This is a genomic window from Nonomuraea sediminis, assembly GCF_018531495.1.
Lineage (GTDB): Bacteria > Actinomycetota > Actinomycetes > Streptosporangiales > Streptosporangiaceae > Nonomuraea > Nonomuraea sediminis.
Map to the genome: position 1 here is coordinate 351,705 of NZ_JAHDTI010000005.1, position 18,674 is coordinate 370,378.

Genomic DNA, 18,674 nt, shown 5'->3' on the forward strand with positions numbered 1-18,674 from the left:
GACAAGCTCGGTCATGTGAGGTCCTTTCGAGCGGGTCTGTCTCGGAGGATACTCGTCGCGTGGCGCCGATCGTCGATCCCCTCGAGGCGCGCCTCCTTCCGTCGGACGCGCTCAGGATCGGTCTCGTCGTGCCCGTCTCGGGGGTGCTCGGGCTGGTCGGGCCGTGCGCGATCAACTGCGCGGTGCTCGCGGCCGAGGAGATCAACGCGGCGGGCGGGATCCTCGGCAGGCCGGTCGAGCTGGTGCTCATCGACGGCGGTCGCGACAAGGCGGAGGTCGCCGCCGAAATATCGGGACTTATCGCGATCAAGGCGGTCGATGCCTTGGCCGGGACCCACGCCAGCGACACGCGCGTGGCCATCGTCGACGCGATGGGGGGCCGGGTGCCGTTCGTCTACGCCCCGCCGTACGAGGGTGGCGGCCGCGCGCCCGGCGTCTACTTCCTCGGCGAGACGCCCGCCAGGCAGCTGGAGCCCGGCATCGAGTGGCTGGTCACGCATCACCGCGCGCGCCGCTGGTTCCTGCTGGGCAACGACTACGTCTGGCCGCGCCTGGTCAACGCCGCCGCCCGCCGCCTGCTGCACGAGCGCGGCGCCGTCGTGGTGGGCGAGCGTTTCGTCAGGTACGGCCAGGCCGCCCGGTGGGTGGACCGCGTGGCCGAGGCGAGACCCGACGCGATCCTGCTCACGCTGATCGGCAGCGACCTGGTGGCCTTCAACCGCGCCTACGCCGCCGCCGGTCTGGGCGCGGCCAGGCTGTGCGGCGCGCTGGAGGAGCACGGGCTGCTCGGCATCGGCGGCGACGGTACCGGCGAGCTGTACGCGTCGATGGGGTACTTCCGCGACCTGGCCACCGATGCCAGCCTGGCCTTCGCCGAGCGGTACACCGCCCGCTTCGGCCCGCAGGCGCCCCTGCTCAACGCGCACGGCCACGGCTGCTACGAGGCGGTGACCATGCTGGCCGCGCTCGCGGGCAGGGCGGGGACGCTCGCCGTACCGGCCGTGGACGCAGTCGCGGACGGGACGACGATCACCAGCGCGCGCGGGCCGCTGACGCTGGTGGATCGGCAGGTCAGGCAGCGGGTGCACCTGGGCAGGGCGGACGGCATCGAATTCTTTCTAGAGAAACCTTTTCAGTAGAAAGCTTTAGCCTTAAGGTGCAGGCCATGACCTCCATCGAGCAGTTCGGCTACCGCCAGGAGCTCCAGCGATCGCTGAGCTTCGCCGATCTGATGATCTACGGCCTCATCTTCATGGTGCCGATCGCCCCCTTCGGCATCTTCGGCACCGTCTTCGCCGGCTCCGGCGGGATGGTGGCGCTCGCGTACATCATCGGCCTTGTCGCGATGGCGTTCTCCGGGCTGTCCTACGCGCAGATGGCTCGGGCGTTCCCGATGGCCGGATCCGTCTACACCTATGCCGGGCGCGGGATCGCGGCGCCCGTCGGGTTCCTGGCGGGGTGGATGATCCTGCTCGACTACGTGCTGGTGCCCTCGCTGCTGTACCTGGTGGCGGGCACCGCGATGCACTCCTTCATCGGGGCAGTCCCGGTGTGGGCGTGGATCGCGGCCTTCGTCGTGCTGAACACGGTGGTCAACTACCTGGGCATCGAGATGACGGCCAGGGTCAACCGCGTCATGCTGGTCGCCGAGTTAGTGGTGCTGGCCATCTTCCTGGTGATCGGGGCCATCGCGCTGGCGCAGGGCAAGGCTACGGCGGGCGGGCTCAGCCCGCTCTACGACTCCTCGACGTTCTCCTGGGGGCTGGTGCTGACGGCCGCCTCGGTCGCCGTGCTGTCGTTCCTGGGCTTCGACGGCATCTCGACGCTGGCCGAGGAGAACCGCGAGGACGCCAGGCGCCTGGGCAGGTCCATGGTCGCCGCGCTCTCGCTGGCCGCGGTGCTGTTCGTGGTGCAGACCTGGGTCGCGGCGCTGCTGGTGCCCAACAGGGCCGACCTGCTGGCGCCCAAACCCAAGTCCGGCGTGCTGGACAACGCGTTCTACGACCTGTCGTCCTACGCGGGCGGTCCCTGGCTTGCCATCCTGACCGCCGTTGCCACGGCCATCGCCTGGGGATTCGCCAACTCGCTCGTCGCCCAGGCCGCCACCTCCCGCTTGCTGTTCGCGATGGCCCGCGACCGGCAGCTGCCCTCGTTCCTGGCTCGCGTCCACCCCACTCGCAAGGTGCCGATCAACGCGACGTTCGCGGTGGCCGTCCTGTCACTGGCCATCGGCGTCGGGATGAGCCTCTACGATCAAGGCATCCCGTTCCTCAGCTCGATGGTCAACTTCGGTGCCATGACCGCCTTCCTGCTACTGCACGTCTCGGTGGTGGTCCACTACGTCGTACGGCAGCGCAGCCGCGATTGGGTGAACCACCTGCTCGTCCCCTTGATCGGATTCGCGGTGCTGATCCTCGTCGTGATCAACGCCCAGGTGAACGCGCAGACCCTCGGCTTCGTCTGGATGGGCCTGGGTATCGTCGCGATCGCCGTCCTGTACGCCATGGGCCGCCGGCCCGCCCTGCCTTCGGAGGTTTCGTGAACGTCGTGTCCTACCGCCCCTCGCCCGACGAGCTCAGCTACACCTTCGGCGGGCGCGCCCCGGTGGGCAAGGTACGGCCGGGCACGATCATCGAGCTGTACACCGAGGACTGCTTCGGCGGGCGCGTCCAGTCGGTCGACGACCTGCCCTCACAGGTCTGCGAGTTCCCCTACCTGAACCCGGTCACCGGCCCCTTCCACGTGGAGGGCGCCGAGCCGGGCGACACGCTGGCCCTGCACTTCGTCTCGATCACCCCGGCCCGCGACTGGGCGATGTCCAGCACGTTCCCGCTGTTCGGGGCGCTGACCGGCACCCACACCACCGCGACGCTGCAGCCGGCCCTGGAGGAGCGGGTCTGGCGCTACGACCTCGACCTGGCCCGCAACGTGGCGATCTACCAGGCGCGCAACAGCGACTTCAGCGTGGAGCTCCCCCTCGACCCGATGCACGGCACGGTCGGCGTGGCGCCCGCCGCCAACGAGGCGCGCATGACGATCACCCCGGACGCGCACGGCGGCAACATGGACACCCCAGAACTGCGCGCGGGCGTCACCCTCTACCTCGGCGTGAACGTCGAGGGCGGCCTGTTCGCCATCGGCGACGGGCACGGCCGCCAGGGCGAGGGCGAGGTCTGCGGCACCGCGATCGAGGCCGCGATGAACACGGTCGTCGCGGTCGAGCTGATCAAGGGCGTGGCGACGCCGTGGCCGCGCCTGGAGGACGACCGGCACCTCATGTCCACCGGATCGGCCAGGCCGCTCGAGGACGCCTACCGCATCAGCCAGCACGACCTGGTCACCTGGTCGGCCTCGCTGACCGGGCTGGACGAGCTGGACGCCTACCAGCTCATCAGCCAGGCGGGCCAGGCCCCGGTCGGCAATGTGTGCGACACGAACTACACCATGGTCGCGAAAGTAGCCAAGTCCTACCTGAACTCCGCGGAGGTGTACGAAGGCGCGCACGCCAGGCTGCGCGAGCTCGCCACCCAGTACCGCTCGACCCGCTGAGAGGGCCGGCCGCAGGGGCGCCGATCGTCCAGACTCGGGAAAATCTCTGGTGTCGCAGGTCAGGGCATTGATCATTTTCGTTCTAGGGTTGAGGCGTGCTCAGGCTGATGCTGTCCCTGGCCCTGACCTCCTCACCCGACCTTGCCGTGCCGCCGGTGCAATCGGTGCAATCGGTGCCGCACACGATGGTGCTGACGCCCGGCGGCGACCGGCTCGGCTACGTTCGCGTCCCGCATCCCTACACCGGCACCCGGCGGCTCACCGGCGTCCTGGTCGGCCGCGTGGCCGGCACCAGCCGGATCGACCAGTGCGTCGGCACCGTGCTGCACGGCGGCCTGGTCCTGACCGCGGCCCACTGCCTGTTCCAGGACGGGCGGATGCTCCGTGACCTGGAGTTCGTGCCCGGGTTCGAGAACGGCAGGGCCGCGCTGGGACGCTGGCCCGCCGTGCACGCGTGGGTCCCGCGGCAGTGGCAGCGCAGGACGTACACGCCGCGGCTGCTGCCGTACGACGTGGGCCTGGTCGCGGTCGGAAAGCCGGGGCGCACGCTGGAGTCGGTCACGGGGCCGGGACTGCGGCCGCTGCTCACCGGGCCGCGGGCCACGCCGCGCCGCCTCGAGCTGCTCGGCTACCCGGCCGGGCGCCGCTACCCGGGCACGGAGCAGTTCCGCTGCGTCGCCGACGCGAGCCAGGTGCGCCCGGGCGTGCTCGTCACCCGCAACTGCCAGGCGCCCGCAGGCAGCAGCGGCAGCCCCGCCCTGTACGGCGACGCGGTGGTCGGCGTGGTCTCCGCCTCGAGCCCGCTGAGCGACCCGGCCGGCTTCACGGTCCTGACCCGCCTCGGCCGGCCGTTCCGCCGCCTGCTCGCCCGCGCCAACCACCCGGCGGCCTGAACCCTCGCATCCCAGCCGCCCGATGGCCTGGCAAATCAGCTCAGCTGGTGGCGTCGGCGACCACGGCCTCGCAGATGGCGTGGGATTCCAGGGCGTCGGCGGCGGACAGGATGCGGCCCTGGCGTACCGCCGCCAGGAAGGCCAGGCTGATCTGCTCGATCCCGCGCTGGCGGGCCACCGGCACCCAGTCGGGCCGCCGGGTGAGGATCTCGCCGCCCGCATAGTCGACCACGTCGCCCAGGTTGACCACCCGGCGCTTGACGCCCGAGCCCATCACCTCGCACGACTCCTCGCTGGCCCCGCTCGCCCGGTTCATCACGCCGATCGCGGTGAACCCGTCGCCCGACAGCTCGAGCACCAGGTGCTCGACGAGGCCTGCCCGGGTGCGCGTGCGGATCGTGGTGTCGGTGACCGTGCCGGGGACGAGGAAGCGCAGCGTGTCGACCACGTGGATGAAGTCGTCGAAGATCGCCCGCCGCGGATCGTCGGGGAAGTTCTCACGGTTCTTCTCCATCAGCACGAGGCTGCGCGGCAGCTCGGCCAGCCCGGCGTAGCCGGGCGCGTGGCGCCGGTTGAAGCCCACCATCAGCGACAACCGGGCCGACTCCGCCTGCCGTACCAGCCGCTCGGCGTCGGCCAGGTTGTCGGCCAGCGGCTTGTCGACGTAGACGTGGACCCCCGCCTCGAGCAGCCGCCCGACGATCTCCGGATGCGCGCCCGTGGCCGCGTGCACGAACGCGGCCTCCACCCCGGCCTTGATCACGTCGTCCACAGCCGTGAACCGCCCGGAGACGCGGTAGGCGTCTCCCAGGCGGTCCAGGGTGTCGGGGTTACGGGTGCACAGGTGGAGGTCCAGGCCGGGCTGCGCGGACAGCACGGGAAGGTAGGCCTTCTCCGCGATGTCCCCCAGCCCGATCAGCGCAATCTTCATCCGGCAAGCGTAGCCTTCAGCGCCACGTCGATCGGGGTGGGCGACATGCCGAAGGTCTGCTGGAAGGCGGAGGAGTCGAGCTCGTAGGGCGCGACGAACTGGTAGCGCGTGTGCTTCAGCTCGCGGATCATCGGGCTGAACAGGCCCGCGACCTGAGCGAGCGGCCAGGGCAGCTGCACCATCTTCGGGGCGGGCCTGCCGAGGATGGCCGCCATCCGCTCTCCCACCTCGCGGAAGGTGAGCATCTCCGCCGTCGGCACGTGCCAGGGCCTGCCCCAGGCCCGCTCGTCCGTGGCGGCGATGATCAGGGCGTCGGCCACGTCGGGCAGGTACGTCCAGCTGTGCGGGATGTCGGCGGGCCAGATGAGCTGGATCGTCTTGCCGGCCTTCAGCGCCGGCACGAACCGCTCGCCCAGGTAGGACTGGTCGCTGGCGCCCGGGCCGAAGTAGTCCGAGCCGCGCACCTCGACCGTCCGCACCCGGCCCGCCTGGTGCGCCGCGAGCGCGTCCTGCCAGATCTTGGCCCGCACCTGGGCCTTGGGGCTGGTGGAGGCGAGCGGCAGGTCCTCGGTCATGGGTCCGGTGACCGGGCCGTACGGGTAGAGGTTGCCCAGGATGACCAGCACGGCCCCGGTGTCCTCCGCGGCCCCGAGGAAGGAGGCGGCCATCGGCGGCCAGTCGGTGAGCCAGCGGTGGTAGCGCGGGTTGACGCAGTTGTAGAGGGCGTCCGCGCCCTTGGCGATCTCGGTCAGCCGGGCCTGGTCGGCGACGTCGGCGGCGACCTTGGTGGCGCCGGCCGGGCCGCTGCCCGAGCGGGTGACGACGGTGACCTCGTGCCCCTGCTGGAGGAGCTTGGTGGCCAGGTGGGAGCCGACCTGGCCGGATCCGACGACGATGTGCTTTCCCATGATCAGACCTGCTTCCAGACGAGGCGAAGGACAGCGTTGACGGCGAAGACGGCCGCGAAGATCAGAGCCGGGGTGAGCGAGATGGAGGCGTAGAGCGCCAGCGCGCCGCTGCCGAACCAGGCGATCTCGAACAGCGCCCTGACGATCCCGGTGAGCGGGTAGGTGGCGTTCTCGCCGCCGCCGGCGGCGAACAGACCCCACAGCACCGCGAGCAGCGCGGGAGCGCCGATCCCGGCGACGATCTTGATCACCCAGTTGGAGCTGACGGTGAAGCCCCAGTAGCCCGCCGAGATGAGCACGCCCAGCTCGAGAAAGAACATCAGGATCGCGTTGGCGCCCTTGATCGTGGCAAGCATCCCGACCTCCGCGGTTTTGTGTCTGCCGTTCCCTTACGAGAGCAATGCTCTCTCAAGAGAGCGGCACTCGTCAAGAGCAGTGCTCTCGTTTTCTCGCAGTGCTCTGGTAGCGTGGTGTGTATGACTGCTAGCCGTACAGCACGTGAACGTGTCAGGGCGGAGCTGACGAAGGAGATCGCCGACATCGCGAGAAGGCAGCTGGCGACGGATGGTGCCGGAGGGCTGTCACTGCGGGCGGTGGCCAGGGAGATGGGCATGGTCTCCTCGGCAATCTACCGATACTTCCCGTCACGGGATGACCTGCTCACCGCGTTGATCATCGACGGGTACAACGCGCTCGGGGAGGCGGTCGAGCAGGCGGACGCGGCCTGCGCACGCGAGGACTACCTGGGCAGGTGGCTGGCGATCTGCCACGGGGCCCGCGACTGGGCGGTGGCGCACCCGCACGAGTACGCCCTGCTGTACGGCTCGCCGGTGCCCGGATACCAGGCGCCGCAGGACACGGTCCCCGCGGCCCTGCGCGACACGGTCGTCATGGGCGCCCTGGTGTCGCAGGCCTACGACGCGGGGGTGCTCCTGCCCGTGCCCGACTCGCCCTCCACGCCCGCGGCGCTGTCGGAGGATGCCGCCGCGGTCCGCGCGATCATCCCCGGCGTGCCGGACGAGGTGATCTTCCGCTCCATCGCGGCCTGGACGGGCATGTTCGGCTGGCTCAGCTTCGAGCTGTTCGGCCAGTTCAACAACACGATCAACGACCTGAGAGGGTCCTTCGACCACACCATGCGCCTCAACGCACGCCAGCTCGGCCTGCCCGCCTAGGGCGGAAAGCCTCCCCAGGCGGCCCACAGAGCGCGCGTAACGGCGGGTCGCCTCATCATCGGAGGAGCGTCTCCCTGGACGGGGCCCAGCCACCTGCGGCGGCTGGGCTCTCCCTGGCTTGCCGTAAAAGATCAGCTGTCAGATCGGGCGCGAGGCGCGGTTGACCGCGGAGATGATGGCCTTGAGCGAGGCGGTCGTGGTGTTGGCGTCCACGCCGACACCCCACAGGACCTGGCCGTTGACGTCGCACTCCACGTAGGAGGCGGCCTTGGCGTCGCTGCCCTGGCTGAGCGCGTGCTCCACGTAGTCGAGCACCCGCACCTGGACGCCCAGCACCGAGATCGCGTCGATGAACGCGGAGATCGGGCCGCTACCGGTGCCCGAGATCTCGCGGATCTCCCCGTCGAAGCGGATGTCGGCGTTGATCCGGTCCTTGTCGTCGACGGTCGAGTCGCTGCGGTGCGCCATGAGGCTCAGGCGGCCCCAGCGGTGGCCGGGCGTGGGCAGGTACTCGTCCTGGAAGATCTCCCACATCCGCGCGGGCGTGATCTCGCCGCCCTCGGCGTCGGTGTGCGCCTGCACCACCCTGGAGAACTCGATCTGCAGCCTGCGCGGCAGGTCGAGCTGGTGGTCGGCCTTCATGATGTAGGCCACGCCGCCCTTGCCGGACTGGCTGTTGACCCGGATGACGGCCTCGTAGCTGCGCCCGATGTCCTTGGGGTCGATCGGCAGGTACGGCACGGCCCAGCGGAACTCGTCGACCGGCACCCCCGCGGCGGCCGCGTCGGCCTCCAGGTGCTCGAAGCCCTTCTTGATGGCGTCCTGGTGGGAGCCGGAGAAGGCGGTGTAGACCAGCTCGCCGCCCCACGGGTGGCGCGGGTGCACGGGCAGCTGGTTGCAGTACTCGACGACGCGGCGGACCTCGTCGATGTCACTGAAGTCGATCTCGGGGTCGATGCCCTGCGAGAACAGGTTCATGCCCAGGGTCACCAGGCATACGTTGCCGGTGCGCTCGCCGTTGCCGAACAGGCAGCCCTCGATGCGGTCGGCGCCGGCCATGTAGCCCAGCTCGGCGGCGGCCACCGCGGTGCCGCGGTCGTTGTGCGGGTGCAGCGACAGCACGATCGAGTCGCGGTGCTTGAGGTGGCGGTGCATCCACTCGATCTGGTCGGCGTAGATGTTCGGGGTGGCCATCTCGACGGTGGCGGGCAGGTTGATGATGACCTTGCGGTCAGGGGTGGGCTGCCACACGTCGTTGACGGCGTCGCACACCTCGACGGCGTACTCCAGCTCGGTGCCGGTGAACGACTCGGGCGAGTACTGGAAGTAGACGTCCACGTCGGTGGCGTCGGCCAGCTTCTTGACCAGCTTGGCGCCCTCCACGGCGATCGCGGTGATGCCGTCCTTGTCCTGGCCGAACACGACGCGGCGCTGCAGCGTGGAGGTGGAGTTGTACAGGTGGACGATGGCCGTGGAGGCGCCCTCGATGGCCTCGAAGGTCCGCTCGATCAGCTCGGGCCTGGCCTGGGTCAGCACCTGGATGACGACGTCGCCGGGGATCCGGTCCTCTTCGATGATCTGCCGGACGAAGTCGAAGTCGGTCTGCGAGGCGGCGGGGAAGCCTACCTCGATCTCCTTGTAGCCCATCCGCACCAGCAGCTCGAACATCTTGAGCTTGCGGTGGGAGTCCATCGGGTCGATGAGCGCCTGGTTGCCGTCACGCAGGTCGACCGCGCACCACCGGGGCGCCTTGGTGATGACCTGGTCGGGCCAGGTGCGGTCGGCCAGCCGTACGGGCTCGAAGGGTTGATAGCGCTGGAAGGGCATATCGCTGGGCTGCTGGGCGGTCATGTCGGTGCTCCTGGGGTCGGCCTGAAGGGTGAATGGCCGACGCGCATGGCTCGCACCGCGGCGAGGGAGCCGGCCTCAGTGGCCCCCGCCGCGGCGGCTAAGAAGCAGCAGCCCGCGCAGCATGCCTTGCAGGTTACCAGACGTCTCGCGGCGGCCTGTCAAGCTCTCACATGCTGAGAAGCACCGACAGGCAGGTGACGCAGCCCTCCAGCTTCTCGAACTCCGAGATGTCCACGCTCGTCACGTGGTATCCGCGCTCTCCCAGCAGGGCGGCGGTGCGCGGCGCGGAGGCGGCCATCAGGAGCCGGTCGCCGCCCAGCAGCACCACGTGCGCGCCCGGCTCCTCCGGCGGCACCAGCATGCCGGGCAGGCTCACGTGCGCGTCCAGCCCGATGAGCGTGCCGTCGGGCAGCGCGGTCACGGCGGACTTCAGGTGCAGCACGCCGTCCAGGTCGACGGGCACGACCCGCCGCTCGGGCAGCAGCGCGGCCAGTTGGGCGATGCCCTTGTCGTTGGTCCTGGCCGAGCGCCCCACGTACACGGTCTGGCCGACCTGCAGCACGTCGCCGCCGTCGAGCGTGCCCGGCTGGGCGATCCTGACCGTCTTCAGCCCCAGCTCCCGGATGGCCGCCGCGACGGACTCCACCTCCGGCTGCCGCTCGGCCGCCCCAGGTCTGGCCAGTACGGCCAGCCGCCCCGAGACCACCACGGTGTCCTCCACGAACACGCCGTCGGGAAGGTCGTCGGCGGGATCGGCGTACACGACGTGCCAGCCGGTCTCCCGCAGGGCCTCCACGTAGGCGGCGTGCTGGTGTGCGGCGAGCTCGGCGTCGACCGGCTCGCGCGCGATATTGGTGACGATTCCCTCGGCGATCCGGGGGCCTGGCTTTCTTACCAGCGCGATACCAGACATAGGGCGCTTTCTATCACGTCGTCGGTAGAGTCTCGGGCATGCAGGACAACGAGATTCTCACCAGGATCAACGACCTGGTCTCCGAAGAGCACGAGCTGCGCGGAAAGCTGGCGTCGGGCGAGGTCACCACGGACGAGGAGAACGCCCGCGTCAAGGAGCTCGAGGTCGCCCTCGACCAGTGCTGGGATCTGCTCAGGCAGCGCCGCGCCCGCCGCAGCGTGGGCGAGGACCCTGACAGCGCCGCCGCCCGGCCGGTCAGCGAGGTCGAGAACTACCAGCAATAATTCGGTGGCACGGGGAACGGCCATGCGCTTGCCTGAAGGCATGCGGATCCACCCCATCGACTTCGACAGCCCGGCCGACCTCATGGCCGGGCTGTTCGACGCCTTCACCGAGGCACACGCCGAGATCCCCGGCCCGCCGGAGACCGAGCAGCACCTGACCTACGCGCTCAGGAACCCCGAGCCCGGCGCCCGCCTGGAGGGATACGCGTGGGTCGACGGAGGTCGCGTGGTGGCCGCCTACGCGCAGTCCTTCGTCCAGCGCGACAACCCACATTTGACCTGGCTTTACCCGTTCTTCGTGCGGCCCGACCGGCGGCGCGAGGGGCTGGGCACGCTGATGCTCGACCACGTCAAGGAACGGGCTCGCGCCGACGGGCGGACCATGGTGCTCACCGAGGCGCCCGTCACCGGCACCGGTTCGGCCTTCGGGCACGCCCGCGACTTCAAGGTCGCCGTCGTGGAGGCGCGCCGCGTGCTCGACCTGGGCAGGGCCGACTGGGAAGAGCTGCAGCGGCTGATGCCCGAGGCCGACAGCTACCGGATCGAGCTGTCGGAGGGGCCCGCCGGTCCCGAGCTGCTCGAGGACCTGGCCGCGCTGATGTACGGCATGAACGACGCCCCGCACGCCGAGGGTATCGAGGCCTCCACGTTCGACGCCGACCTGCTGCGCGAGCGGGAGGAGTCCATCGTGCCCCGCGGGAGCCACTGCTACACGGCCGTCGCCCGGCGGATCTCCGACGGCGCCCCGGCCGGCTACACGCGCATCCACGTCGACACCGACCGGAGCATCGGCTGGGGCAAGCAGGCCGACACCACCGTGCTGCGCGACCACCGCGGCCACCGGCTGGGCCTGATGCTCAAGCTGGCCAACCTGTTCCACTTCCGCGACCGGGAGCCCGCGGCCGAGCGCATCATCACCTGGAACGCCACCTCCAACGCACACATGCTGGCGATCAACGAGGCGATGGGCTTCGAGCTGCTGGACGAATGGAACGAATGGCAGCTGACGATCTAACCTGATCACCTATGACCCCCGAAGCGTTACGGGACACGGATCCGCGGCAGGTCGGCCCGTACACGCTGCTCGGGCGGCTCGGCCAGGGCGGCATGGGCATCGTCTACCTGGGCAGGGCGGCCGACGGCACCAAGGTGGCCGTGAAGCTGATCCACGCCCGGATGGACGCCGACCCGGGCTTCCGGCGCCGTTTCGCCAGGGAGGTGGCGGCCGCCCGGCGGGTGGCCCGCTTCTGCACCGCGCCCGTGCTCGACGCCGACGTGCGGGGCGACCCGCCCTACCTGGTGACCGAGTTCGTCGAGGGTCCAAGCCTGGACCAGGCCGTCTCGGCGTCGGGCCCGCTGCGCGGCTCGGCGCTCGACGGCCTGGCGGCGGCCACGGCCACCGCGCTGCGGGCCATCCACGGCGCGGGCGTGGTCCACCGCGACCTCAAGCCGTCCAACGTGCTGCTGTCGCAGGTGGGCCCGAAGGTCATCGACTTCGGCATCGCCCACGTGGAGGGCGGCGAGCTCAGCAGCGCGATCGTGGGCACGCCCGCCTACATGTCGCCCGAGCAGGTCAGCGGCGGCCCGATCGGCCCCGCCTCGGACATCTTCTCCTGGGGCTGCGTGCTGGCCTTCGCTGCCGGCGGCCACTCCCCCTTCGAGGGCGGCTCGGTGCCCGACATCCTCATGCGGATCGTCACCGCGGAGCCGGACCTGTCCGGCCTCGCCCCGCCGCTGCGCGACCTGGCCGCCGCCGCGCTGGCCAAGGACGCGGCCGCCCGGCCCACGGCCGACGACCTGCTCACCTCGCTGAGCGCCGCGGGCACACCGCTCCCCTACTCCGGAACGGCAAGCCCTCCCGAACCCCCGACCGCGACCAGCCCTCAGCAGGCCGCCGACGGGCCGCTCGAGCCCCCCGGCGGCCGCACCGTCCCACCACCCGCGAACAGGCGGCTCCTGATCGGAGCGGCGGCAGCCGTACTGGCTGTCGCGGCCGCCGCGACCGCCGTGGCCCTCACCAGGGACGGCGTCACGGCGGCGAAGGTGAAGAGCACAGCCACGACCACGACCGAGCCCGCCACGGCGCGGGCGGGCGGCAACCCGCTGCGGGCCGAGCAGGTGACGCTGTTCGCGCCGCCCGAGCCGGGCGCCAGCTGGCAGGCGGGCAGGTGGGACAAGGACCGCCCGCAGGACGCCGCGCTCATGCGGAAGGTGGCGGCCGTGCCGTACGGGATCTGGCTCACCGACCCGGACGTGCGGGCGAAGGTGGCCGCGACGATCGAGCAGGCCGCGGGCCGGGTCCCGGTGTTCGTGGCCGACCACCTGCCGGGCGCCGACTGCCTGCCGCGCGGCGCGAAGGACCGGGCCGGGTACGAGCAGTGGATCGAGGCCCTGGGCCGCCAGATCGGCGACGCCAAGGCCGTGGTGATCCTCGAGCCGGACAGCCTGGCCAAGGTTCCCGGCACCAAGGACTGCACGATGCCGGGCACCGAGCAGGAACGCCTCCAGACGCTCGCCAAGGCCGTCGACATGCTCAAGCGCCACCCCAACACGGCCGTCTACCTCGACGCCGCCGTCAAGGACTGGCCCGACGTGCCGACCATGACCAGGCGCCTGCTCGGCGCGGGCATCGCCAGGGCGGACGGCTTCTCCCTCAACGTCAACGGTTTCAACAGGACCGACGCGCTGGTCGCGCACGGCAGGCAGCTGGCCACCTGCCTCGCCCTGGCCAACCAGACCTGCACGGGTACCGTCGACCCCGGCAGGCTCCCGCACTTCGTCGTCGACACCTCCCGCAACGGCCAGGGCGGCTGGAAACCGCCGTCGACGTACACCGACCCGCAGACCTGGTGCAACCCGCCGGGCCGCGGCATCGGCGCGCCCCCCACCACGAAGACCGGCGACGAACTGGTCGACGCCTACCTGTGGATCAACCGGGCGGGCACCTCCAACGGCCACTGCAGGCGCGGCACCACCGGCGACAAGGACCCCGAACGCGGGGTCGTCGCGCCGCCCGCGGGCACCTGGTGGGGCGATCTCGCGCTGGAGCGGGCGAAGCTGGCGGACCCGCCGTTGCGCTGATGTTAAGCGCACGTTAGATCTGGGCTAACAACCCTTGTCGGAACAACCTTCTGCGGAGAGGCTCTGGCCACGTAATCCCCCCGCAGGAGGTATCCCGTGAGCAAACCCCGTACGCCGTGGAAGGCGGTGATCGGCGGCTCCATCGGCAACCTGGTCGAGTGGTACGACTGGTTCGTCTACACCAGCTTCGCCGTTTACTTCGCCGCCGCGTTCTTCCCGCAGGGCGACGCGACGGCGCAGCTGCTCAACACCGCGGCCATCTTCGCTGTGGGCTTCTTCATGCGCCCGGTGGGCGGCTGGCTGCTCGGCCGCTTCGCCGACAGGAAGGGCCGCAAGGCGGCGCTGACGCTGACGGTGACGCTGATGTCGGGCAGCGCGCTGCTCATCGCGATCGCGCCGACGTACAAGACGGCGGGCGCCTTCGGCGCGCTCGTCCTGGTGGTGGCCCGCCTGCTGCAGGGCCTGTCGGTCGGCGGCGAGTACGCGGCCAGCGCCACCTACCTCACCGAGGCCACGCCGCAGGGCAAGCGCGGCTTCGCCTCGAGCTTCCAGTACGTGTCGATGACCGCGGGCCAGCTCGTCGGCCTCGGCCTGCAGATCATCCTGCAGAACACGATGTCGAAGGAGGCGCTCAACTCCTACGGCTGGCGCATCCCGTTCATCGTCGGCGCGCTCGCCGCTGCGGTCGTGTTCTACCTGCGGCGCAGCCTGCTGGAGACCGAGGCGCACGACGAGGAGGCCAAGCACCACCAGGAGCGCGGCACGATCAAGCAGCTGTGGGCGCACAGGAAGGAGGCCCTGCTGGTCATCGCGCTGACGATGGGCGGCACGGTCGCCTACTACACCTACACCACCTACCTGACCAAGTACCTGGTGATCACGGCGCACCTGGAGAAGGAGACGGCAGCGCTGGTCAGCTTCTGCGCGCTGTTCATCTTCGCGCTGCTGCAGCCGGTGGCGGGCGCGCTGTCGGACCGGATCGGGCGCAGGCCACTGCTGATCACCTTCGGCATCGGGTCGATGCTCGGCACGGTGCCACTGATGACCGCGCTGGGCAGTGCCAGCTCATTCAGGGGCGCGCTGGTCCTGTCGCTGATCGCGCTGGTCATCGTCACCGGCTACACCTCGATCAACGCGGTGGTCAAGGCCGAGCTGTTCCCCACCCACGTGCGGGCGCTCGGGGTGGCGCTGCCGTACGCGATCGCCAACGCCCTGTTCGGCGGTACGGCCGAGTACGTGGCCCTGTGGTTCAAGAGCATGAAGATGGAGTCCGGCTTCTTCTGGTACGTCTCGGCGCTCGCCGCGATCTCGCTGGTGGTCTACCTGACCATGCGCGAGACCCGCGACGCCGCGCTGACCAGGTCCGAGCGGGAGGAATCGGTCCCGGTCTCCGCCTAACCTGAGCGACATGCGAGTACTCCTGGTCGAGGACGACGATCGGCTCGCCGCAGCGCTCACCACGGCCCTCGCGCGCCACGGCCACCAGGTCACGCGCGCGGGGCTGGCCGTCGACGCCCTCCGCCTGGCGGGGGGCGTCGACTTCGTCCTGCTGGACCTGGGGCTGCCCGACATGGACGGGCTGGACGTGCTGCGCAGGCTGCGCCGCAGCTCCGCCGTACCGCTGATCGTGGTGACGGCGCGCATCGACGAGCGCGACGTGCTGCGCGGGCTGCGCTCGGGGGCCGACGACTACCTGGTCAAGCCGTTCCGCACGGCCGAACTGATGGCCAGGATGGAGGCGGTGCTGCGGCGCGGCACGCGGCCGATGCCGGTGCGCGACCACGTGGTCAGCGTCGGCGACGTCCGCATCGACCTGGAGGGCAGGCAGGTCTCGGTCGCCGGCGAGGCGGTGACGCTGACCCGGCGCGAGTTCGACGTGCTGGCGATGCTGGCGCGCGAGCCCGGCGTGGTCCGCAGCCGCGAGGAGATCCTGGACGAGGTCTGGGGCGACCCGCTGCTGTCGGCCTCCCGCTCGCTGGACGTGCACGTGGCGGGCCTGCGCTCCAAGACAGGCCGGCCCGGGCTGGTGGAGACGCTGCGCGGCACCGGCTACCGGCTGGGGTCGACGGCGTGAACTCGCGCCTGGTGGTCACGTTCACCACGCTGATCGTCTTCCTGATCGCGGCGCTGGCGGTGCCGCTCGGCCTGGCCTACGCCTCCCACCGCACCAACCGGCTGCTGCTCGACCGCCGCGCCGACGCCACCCGCTTCGCCGAGCTGGCCGACCAGGCCGCCCGCGACGACGACCACACGGCCCTGATCGCCGAGCTCGACCGCTACGCCGACCTGTACGGCGCGGCGGTACGCATCCGTGACCGCGACGGGAAGCTCATCGCGACCGCCGGCCGCTTCGACGCCGACGAGCGGGAGTCCACCCGGCTGGCGCTGTCGGGCCAGACCACCGAGGACCTGCCCACGGTCAGCCCGTTCGGCCCGGCGACCGTGCTGCTCGCCGAGCCGGCGGGCCGCGACGCCCAACTGTCGGGCGTGGTGCTGATCCAGGCGCCCACCACGCAGGCCAGGCGCGACGTGTCGCTGATGTGGGGCGCGCTGGCGGTTGGCGCGCTGGTGGCGCTGGCCTACTCGGTGCTGGCCGCCCGCCGGCTGGCCCGCTGGATCATGCGGCCGGTCACCGAGCTCGACCGCACCACCCGCGCCATCGCCGAGGGCCATCTGGACGCCCGCGCCAGCCCGGGAGTCGGCCCGTCGGAGCTGCAGCGCCTGGAGGAGCGCTTCAACGCGATGGCCGACGCGGTCTCGGCCGCGATGGAACGCCAGCGGGCCTTCGTCGCCGACGCCTCCCACGAGCTGCGCACCCCGCTGACCGTGCTGTCACTGCGGCTGGAGAACCTGGAGCCGCATCTGAAGGCCGAGGGGACGGCCGAGTTCGAGGAGGCGATGGCCGAGCTGGACCGGCTCGCGCTGCTGGTGGAGGACCTGCTGGCGCTGGCCAGGGTGGAGGCGGGCACCGAGGACAAGCAGGTCGAGCTGGCCGCCAGGGTGGCGGTCTGGCGCGAGGTCTACGCCGCCAAGGGCATCACCCTGCGCACCGACATCCCCGAGGCGTCCCAGGCGCCCGACGCGGTGGCCAGGATCGCCGACATCGCCCTGGACAACGCCCAGAAGTTCGTCCCCGAGGGCGGCACCGTGACCGCCTCCTACGACGGCGCGGTGCTGCGGGTGGCCGACGACGGGCCCGGGCTGAGCGAGGAGGAGCGGGGCGAGGCGCTGAGCCGCTTCTGGCGTTCCGGCTCGCACGCCAACGTGCCGGGCAGCGGGCTGGGACTGGCCATCGCGGCCGAGCTGGCCCGCTCGTGCGGTGCCACGCTCTCGCTGCTGCCCGCCGTACCCCGGGGGCTGGTGGTGGAGGTACGGCCGGCCGCTCAGCCGTAGACCGAGCGGTAGTAGCGGGCGGCGCCCGGGTGGAGCGGCACGACGCCGGTGCCGATGGCGTAGCGCCTGTCCAGGCGGCCGCCGGGCGCGGTGGGGGCCTGGAGGCGGTCGCGGGCGCGGAAGAGGGTCTCGGTCACCGTGTAGGCCACGTCGTCGGGCAGCGAGCCGCGGCACATCAGGTAGCTGGGGGTGCCCACGGTGGGCACGGGCTTGGCCCCGCCGTACACGCCGGCGGGGAAGGTGGCGTGCTCGTAGACGGGGCCGTAGGCGCGGCGCAGCACGGGCACGAACTGCTCGAGCGGGACCAGGCGGATGTCGTCGAGCTTGGCGAGCGCGGGCGTGGGCACGCCGCCCGACCAGAAGAACGCGGCCAGGTCGCCCTCGCGCAGCGCCTTGATCGACTCGTCCAGCCCGAGCTTGGTGGTCGAGGCCGGCACCTTGAGCCCGGCGGCGGCCAGGATCCGCGCGGCGGTCACCGCGGTGCCCGAGCCGTCGGCGCCGATCGAGACCTGCCTGGCCGCCAGGTCCTGCGGGGTCTTGACCAGGGAGTCCTCGGCCACGACCAGGTGGACGTAGTTCATGTACATCCTGGCCAGCGCCATGACCGGCTGGTGGCGCACGCGCACGGCGTCGTCGGCGCTGTCGGCCAGCGCGAACCCCAGGTCGGCCCGCCCGTCGGTGAGCATCGTCAGGTTCTGCACGCTGGCGGCGGTCTTGATCACGGTGACCTTGAACCCGTCACGCCGCAGCTCGGGCGCGAACCGGTCGCCCAGCATCTCGTACGGGCCGCCCGACGAGCCCGTGGCCAGCCGCAGCGGCGGCAGCTCCCCCGCCGACGCCGAGCAGCCGGCGACCGCCAGCGCGGCCCCGGCCAGGAACCCACGGCGCGTCAGGGACATGTCTTCACCGTATCCGCAGCAGCCGAAGTGGCATGCTGGACAACGTGGCCGAAACGGATGTGCTCCTGCGTATCGCTCCCGAGCTCATGATGTTCCTGCCCGGCGCCCGGCGTACCGAGTGGCAGCAGGTCGCCCCCGACGGCACCTCGACGCTCGGCCATCTGGTGGAGTCGCTCGGCATCCCGCTGACCGAGGTCGGCCCGATGACCGTCGACGGGGTCGGCGTGGGCCCTGGCCTCCACCCGCGGCCCGGCCAGGTCGTGGAGGTGCACGCGGTGCCGCGGCCGCAGCCGATGGGGCACCGCTTCCTGCTCGACGTGCACCTGGGGACGCTGGCGCGGCGGCTGCGGCTGCTCGGCATCGACGCCGCCTACCACAACGACATGGACGACCCTTCGCTGGTGGTGCAGGCCAACGCCGAGCGGCGGGTGCTGCTGACGCAGGACCGCGGGCTGCTGCGGCGCCGCGCGCTGTGGCTGGGCGCCTACGTGCGCGGCAGCCGGGCGCCCGACCAGCTGCGCGACCTGCTCGAGCGCTTCGCGCCGTCGCTGCGCCCGTGGACGCGGTGCACGTCATGCAACGGCGAGCTCGACACGGTGGCCAAGCGCGAGATCGAGCCGATGCTGGAGGCGGGCACGCGGCGCAGCTACGACGTCTACGGCCAGTGCCGCGACTGCGGCAAGGTGTACTGGCACGGCGCGCACAGCGGCCACCTGGAGGAGATCGTCACCCAGGCGAAGAACTGGGTGAGCACAGGTTGAATCATCGGCAGGTGATTCTGACATTCTGCACTCAGC

18 protein-coding genes are annotated in these 18,674 nt (G+C 71.1%); 12 read left to right on the plus strand and 6 right to left on the minus strand.

Going from position 1 to position 18,674, the window contains the following annotated elements; all coding sequences use genetic code 11:
* Nucleotides 1-59: 59 nt before the first annotated feature.
* From KIK09_RS26230 to KIK09_RS26245, 4 genes are all read left to right on the plus strand, one after another.
* Nucleotides 60-1,139, plus strand: coding sequence for a substrate-binding domain-containing protein (locus KIK09_RS26230; RefSeq protein WP_214321996.1), 1,080 nt, complete (start codon nt 60-62; stop codon nt 1,137-1,139).
* A 26-nt stretch (nt 1,140-1,165) separates the two neighbouring features.
* Complete coding sequence (locus KIK09_RS26235; protein ID WP_214321997.1) at nt 1,166-2,542, plus strand: APC family permease; 1,377 nt, start codon at nt 1,166-1,168, stop codon at nt 2,540-2,542.
* Entirely contained in the window at nt 2,539-3,549 is a 1,011-nt protein-coding gene (locus KIK09_RS26240; protein WP_214321998.1) for an acetamidase/formamidase family protein, read from the plus strand. The genes KIK09_RS26235 and KIK09_RS26240 overlap by 4 nt, the downstream gene beginning before the upstream one ends.
* Before the next feature lie 95 nt (nt 3,550-3,644).
* Nucleotides 3,645-4,442, plus strand: a complete 798-nt coding sequence (locus KIK09_RS26245) for a trypsin-like serine peptidase (protein ID WP_214321999.1) — start codon at nt 3,645-3,647, stop codon at nt 4,440-4,442.
* 40 nt (nt 4,443-4,482) lie between these two features.
* On the opposite strand, the gene KIK09_RS26250 is transcribed toward KIK09_RS26245, so the two are convergent.
* The 3 genes from KIK09_RS26250 to KIK09_RS26260 are packed head-to-tail and all read right to left on the minus strand — an operon-like array spanning nt 4,483 to nt 6,637.
* Nucleotides 4,483-5,373 (minus strand): Gfo/Idh/MocA family protein, encoded by an 891-nt coding sequence (locus KIK09_RS26250; protein ID WP_214322000.1) that lies wholly within the window; start codon nt 5,371-5,373, stop codon nt 4,483-4,485.
* Nucleotides 5,370-6,281, minus strand: coding sequence for an NAD-dependent epimerase/dehydratase family protein (locus tag KIK09_RS26255; protein WP_214322001.1), 912 nt, complete (start codon nt 6,279-6,281; stop codon nt 5,370-5,372). The genes KIK09_RS26250 and KIK09_RS26255 overlap by 4 nt, the downstream gene beginning before the upstream one ends.
* A 2-nt stretch (nt 6,282-6,283) precedes the next feature.
* Entirely contained in the window at nt 6,284-6,637 is a 354-nt protein-coding gene (locus KIK09_RS26260; RefSeq protein ID WP_214322002.1) for a YrdB family protein, read from the minus strand.
* Between the two features lie 120 nt (nt 6,638-6,757).
* Between KIK09_RS26260 and KIK09_RS26265 the strand changes: the two genes are divergently transcribed.
* Complete coding sequence (locus KIK09_RS26265; RefSeq protein WP_214322003.1) at nt 6,758-7,456, plus strand: TetR/AcrR family transcriptional regulator; 699 nt, start codon at nt 6,758-6,760, stop codon at nt 7,454-7,456.
* A gap of 138 nt (nt 7,457-7,594) precedes the next feature.
* Here the strand turns inward: KIK09_RS26265 and leuA are convergent, their stop codons facing one another.
* Nucleotides 7,595-9,307: a 2-isopropylmalate synthase gene (gene leuA / locus KIK09_RS26270; protein WP_214322004.1), complete on the minus strand. Its 1,713-nt coding sequence runs from the start codon at nt 9,305-9,307 to the stop codon at nt 7,595-7,597.
* Between the two features lie 166 nt (nt 9,308-9,473).
* Nucleotides 9,474-10,220 carry a dimethylargininase gene (gene ddaH / locus KIK09_RS26275; protein WP_214322005.1) on the minus strand — a complete coding sequence of 249 codons (747 nt, stop codon included), beginning with the start codon at nt 10,218-10,220 and terminating at the stop codon, nt 9,474-9,476.
* Between the two features lie 38 nt (nt 10,221-10,258).
* Here ddaH and KIK09_RS26280 point away from each other — a divergent pair, with 38 nt between their 5' ends.
* The 6 genes from KIK09_RS26280 (at nt 10,259) to KIK09_RS26305 (ending at nt 16,978) form a co-directional block, all read left to right on the plus strand.
* Entirely contained in the window at nt 10,259-10,504 is a 246-nt protein-coding gene (locus KIK09_RS26280) for a DUF2630 family protein (protein WP_214322006.1), read from the plus strand.
* Nucleotides 10,505-10,526: 22 nt separating this feature from the next.
* On the plus strand, nt 10,527-11,519 hold the full coding sequence (locus tag KIK09_RS26285) for a GNAT family N-acetyltransferase (protein ID WP_214322007.1): 993 nt from the start codon (nt 10,527-10,529) through the stop codon (nt 11,517-11,519).
* Nucleotides 11,520-11,530: 11 nt separating this feature from the next.
* Nucleotides 11,531-13,585: a glycoside hydrolase family 6 protein gene (locus tag KIK09_RS26290; RefSeq protein ID WP_214322008.1), complete on the plus strand. Its 2,055-nt coding sequence runs from the start codon at nt 11,531-11,533 to the stop codon at nt 13,583-13,585.
* Between the two features lie 96 nt (nt 13,586-13,681).
* A complete protein-coding gene (locus KIK09_RS26295) occupies nt 13,682-14,983 on the plus strand; it encodes an MFS transporter (protein WP_214322009.1) in 1,302 nt (433 codons plus the stop codon).
* Between the two features lie 10 nt (nt 14,984-14,993).
* Nucleotides 14,994-15,659, plus strand: a complete 666-nt coding sequence (locus tag KIK09_RS26300) for a response regulator transcription factor (RefSeq protein ID WP_214322010.1) — start codon at nt 14,994-14,996, stop codon at nt 15,657-15,659.
* Nucleotides 15,656-16,978 (plus strand): sensor histidine kinase, encoded by a 1,323-nt coding sequence (locus KIK09_RS26305; RefSeq protein WP_214322011.1) that lies wholly within the window; start codon nt 15,656-15,658, stop codon nt 16,976-16,978. Before KIK09_RS26300 ends, KIK09_RS26305 begins: the two co-directional genes overlap by 4 nt.
* Here the strand turns inward: KIK09_RS26305 and KIK09_RS26310 are convergent.
* Nucleotides 16,969-17,877 (minus strand): TAXI family TRAP transporter solute-binding subunit, encoded by a 909-nt coding sequence (locus KIK09_RS26310; RefSeq protein WP_250573773.1) that lies wholly within the window; start codon nt 17,875-17,877, stop codon nt 16,969-16,971. The genes KIK09_RS26305 and KIK09_RS26310 overlap by 10 nt on opposite strands.
* A gap of 32 nt (nt 17,878-17,909) precedes the next feature.
* Between KIK09_RS26310 and KIK09_RS26315 the strand changes: the two genes are divergently transcribed.
* Entirely contained in the window at nt 17,910-18,638 is a 729-nt protein-coding gene (locus KIK09_RS26315) for a Mut7-C RNAse domain-containing protein (RefSeq protein ID WP_214322012.1), read from the plus strand.
* The last annotated feature ends 36 nt before the right edge of the window (nt 18,639-18,674 follow it).

Coding starts and splice junctions, on each gene's coding strand:
- KIK09_RS26285 (WP_214322007.1), top strand. CDS start 10,527: ATGCGCTTGCCTGAAGGCATGCGGATCCACCCCATCGACTTCGACAGC.
- KIK09_RS26310 (WP_250573773.1), bottom strand. CDS start 17,877: ATGTCCCTGACGCGCCGTGGGTTCCTGGCCGGGGCCGCGCTGGCGGTC.
- KIK09_RS26250 (WP_214322000.1), bottom strand. CDS start 5,373: ATGAAGATTGCGCTGATCGGGCTGGGGGACATCGCGGAGAAGGCCTAC.
- KIK09_RS26290 (WP_214322008.1), top strand. CDS start 11,531: ATGACCCCCGAAGCGTTACGGGACACGGATCCGCGGCAGGTCGGCCCG.
- KIK09_RS26265 (WP_214322003.1), top strand. CDS start 6,758: ATGACTGCTAGCCGTACAGCACGTGAACGTGTCAGGGCGGAGCTGACG.
- KIK09_RS26300 (WP_214322010.1), top strand. CDS start 14,994: ATGCGAGTACTCCTGGTCGAGGACGACGATCGGCTCGCCGCAGCGCTC.
- leuA (WP_214322004.1), bottom strand. CDS start 9,307: ATGACCGCCCAGCAGCCCAGCGATATGCCCTTCCAGCGCTATCAACCC.
- KIK09_RS26315 (WP_214322012.1), top strand. CDS start 17,910: ATGCTGGACAACGTGGCCGAAACGGATGTGCTCCTGCGTATCGCTCCC.
- KIK09_RS26235 (WP_214321997.1), top strand. CDS start 1,166: ATGACCTCCATCGAGCAGTTCGGCTACCGCCAGGAGCTCCAGCGATCG.
- ddaH (WP_214322005.1), bottom strand. CDS start 10,220: ATGTCTGGTATCGCGCTGGTAAGAAAGCCAGGCCCCCGGATCGCCGAG.
- KIK09_RS26255 (WP_214322001.1), bottom strand. CDS start 6,281: ATGGGAAAGCACATCGTCGTCGGATCCGGCCAGGTCGGCTCCCACCTG.
- KIK09_RS26280 (WP_214322006.1), top strand. CDS start 10,259: ATGCAGGACAACGAGATTCTCACCAGGATCAACGACCTGGTCTCCGAA.
- KIK09_RS26260 (WP_214322002.1), bottom strand. CDS start 6,637: ATGCTTGCCACGATCAAGGGCGCCAACGCGATCCTGATGTTCTTTCTC.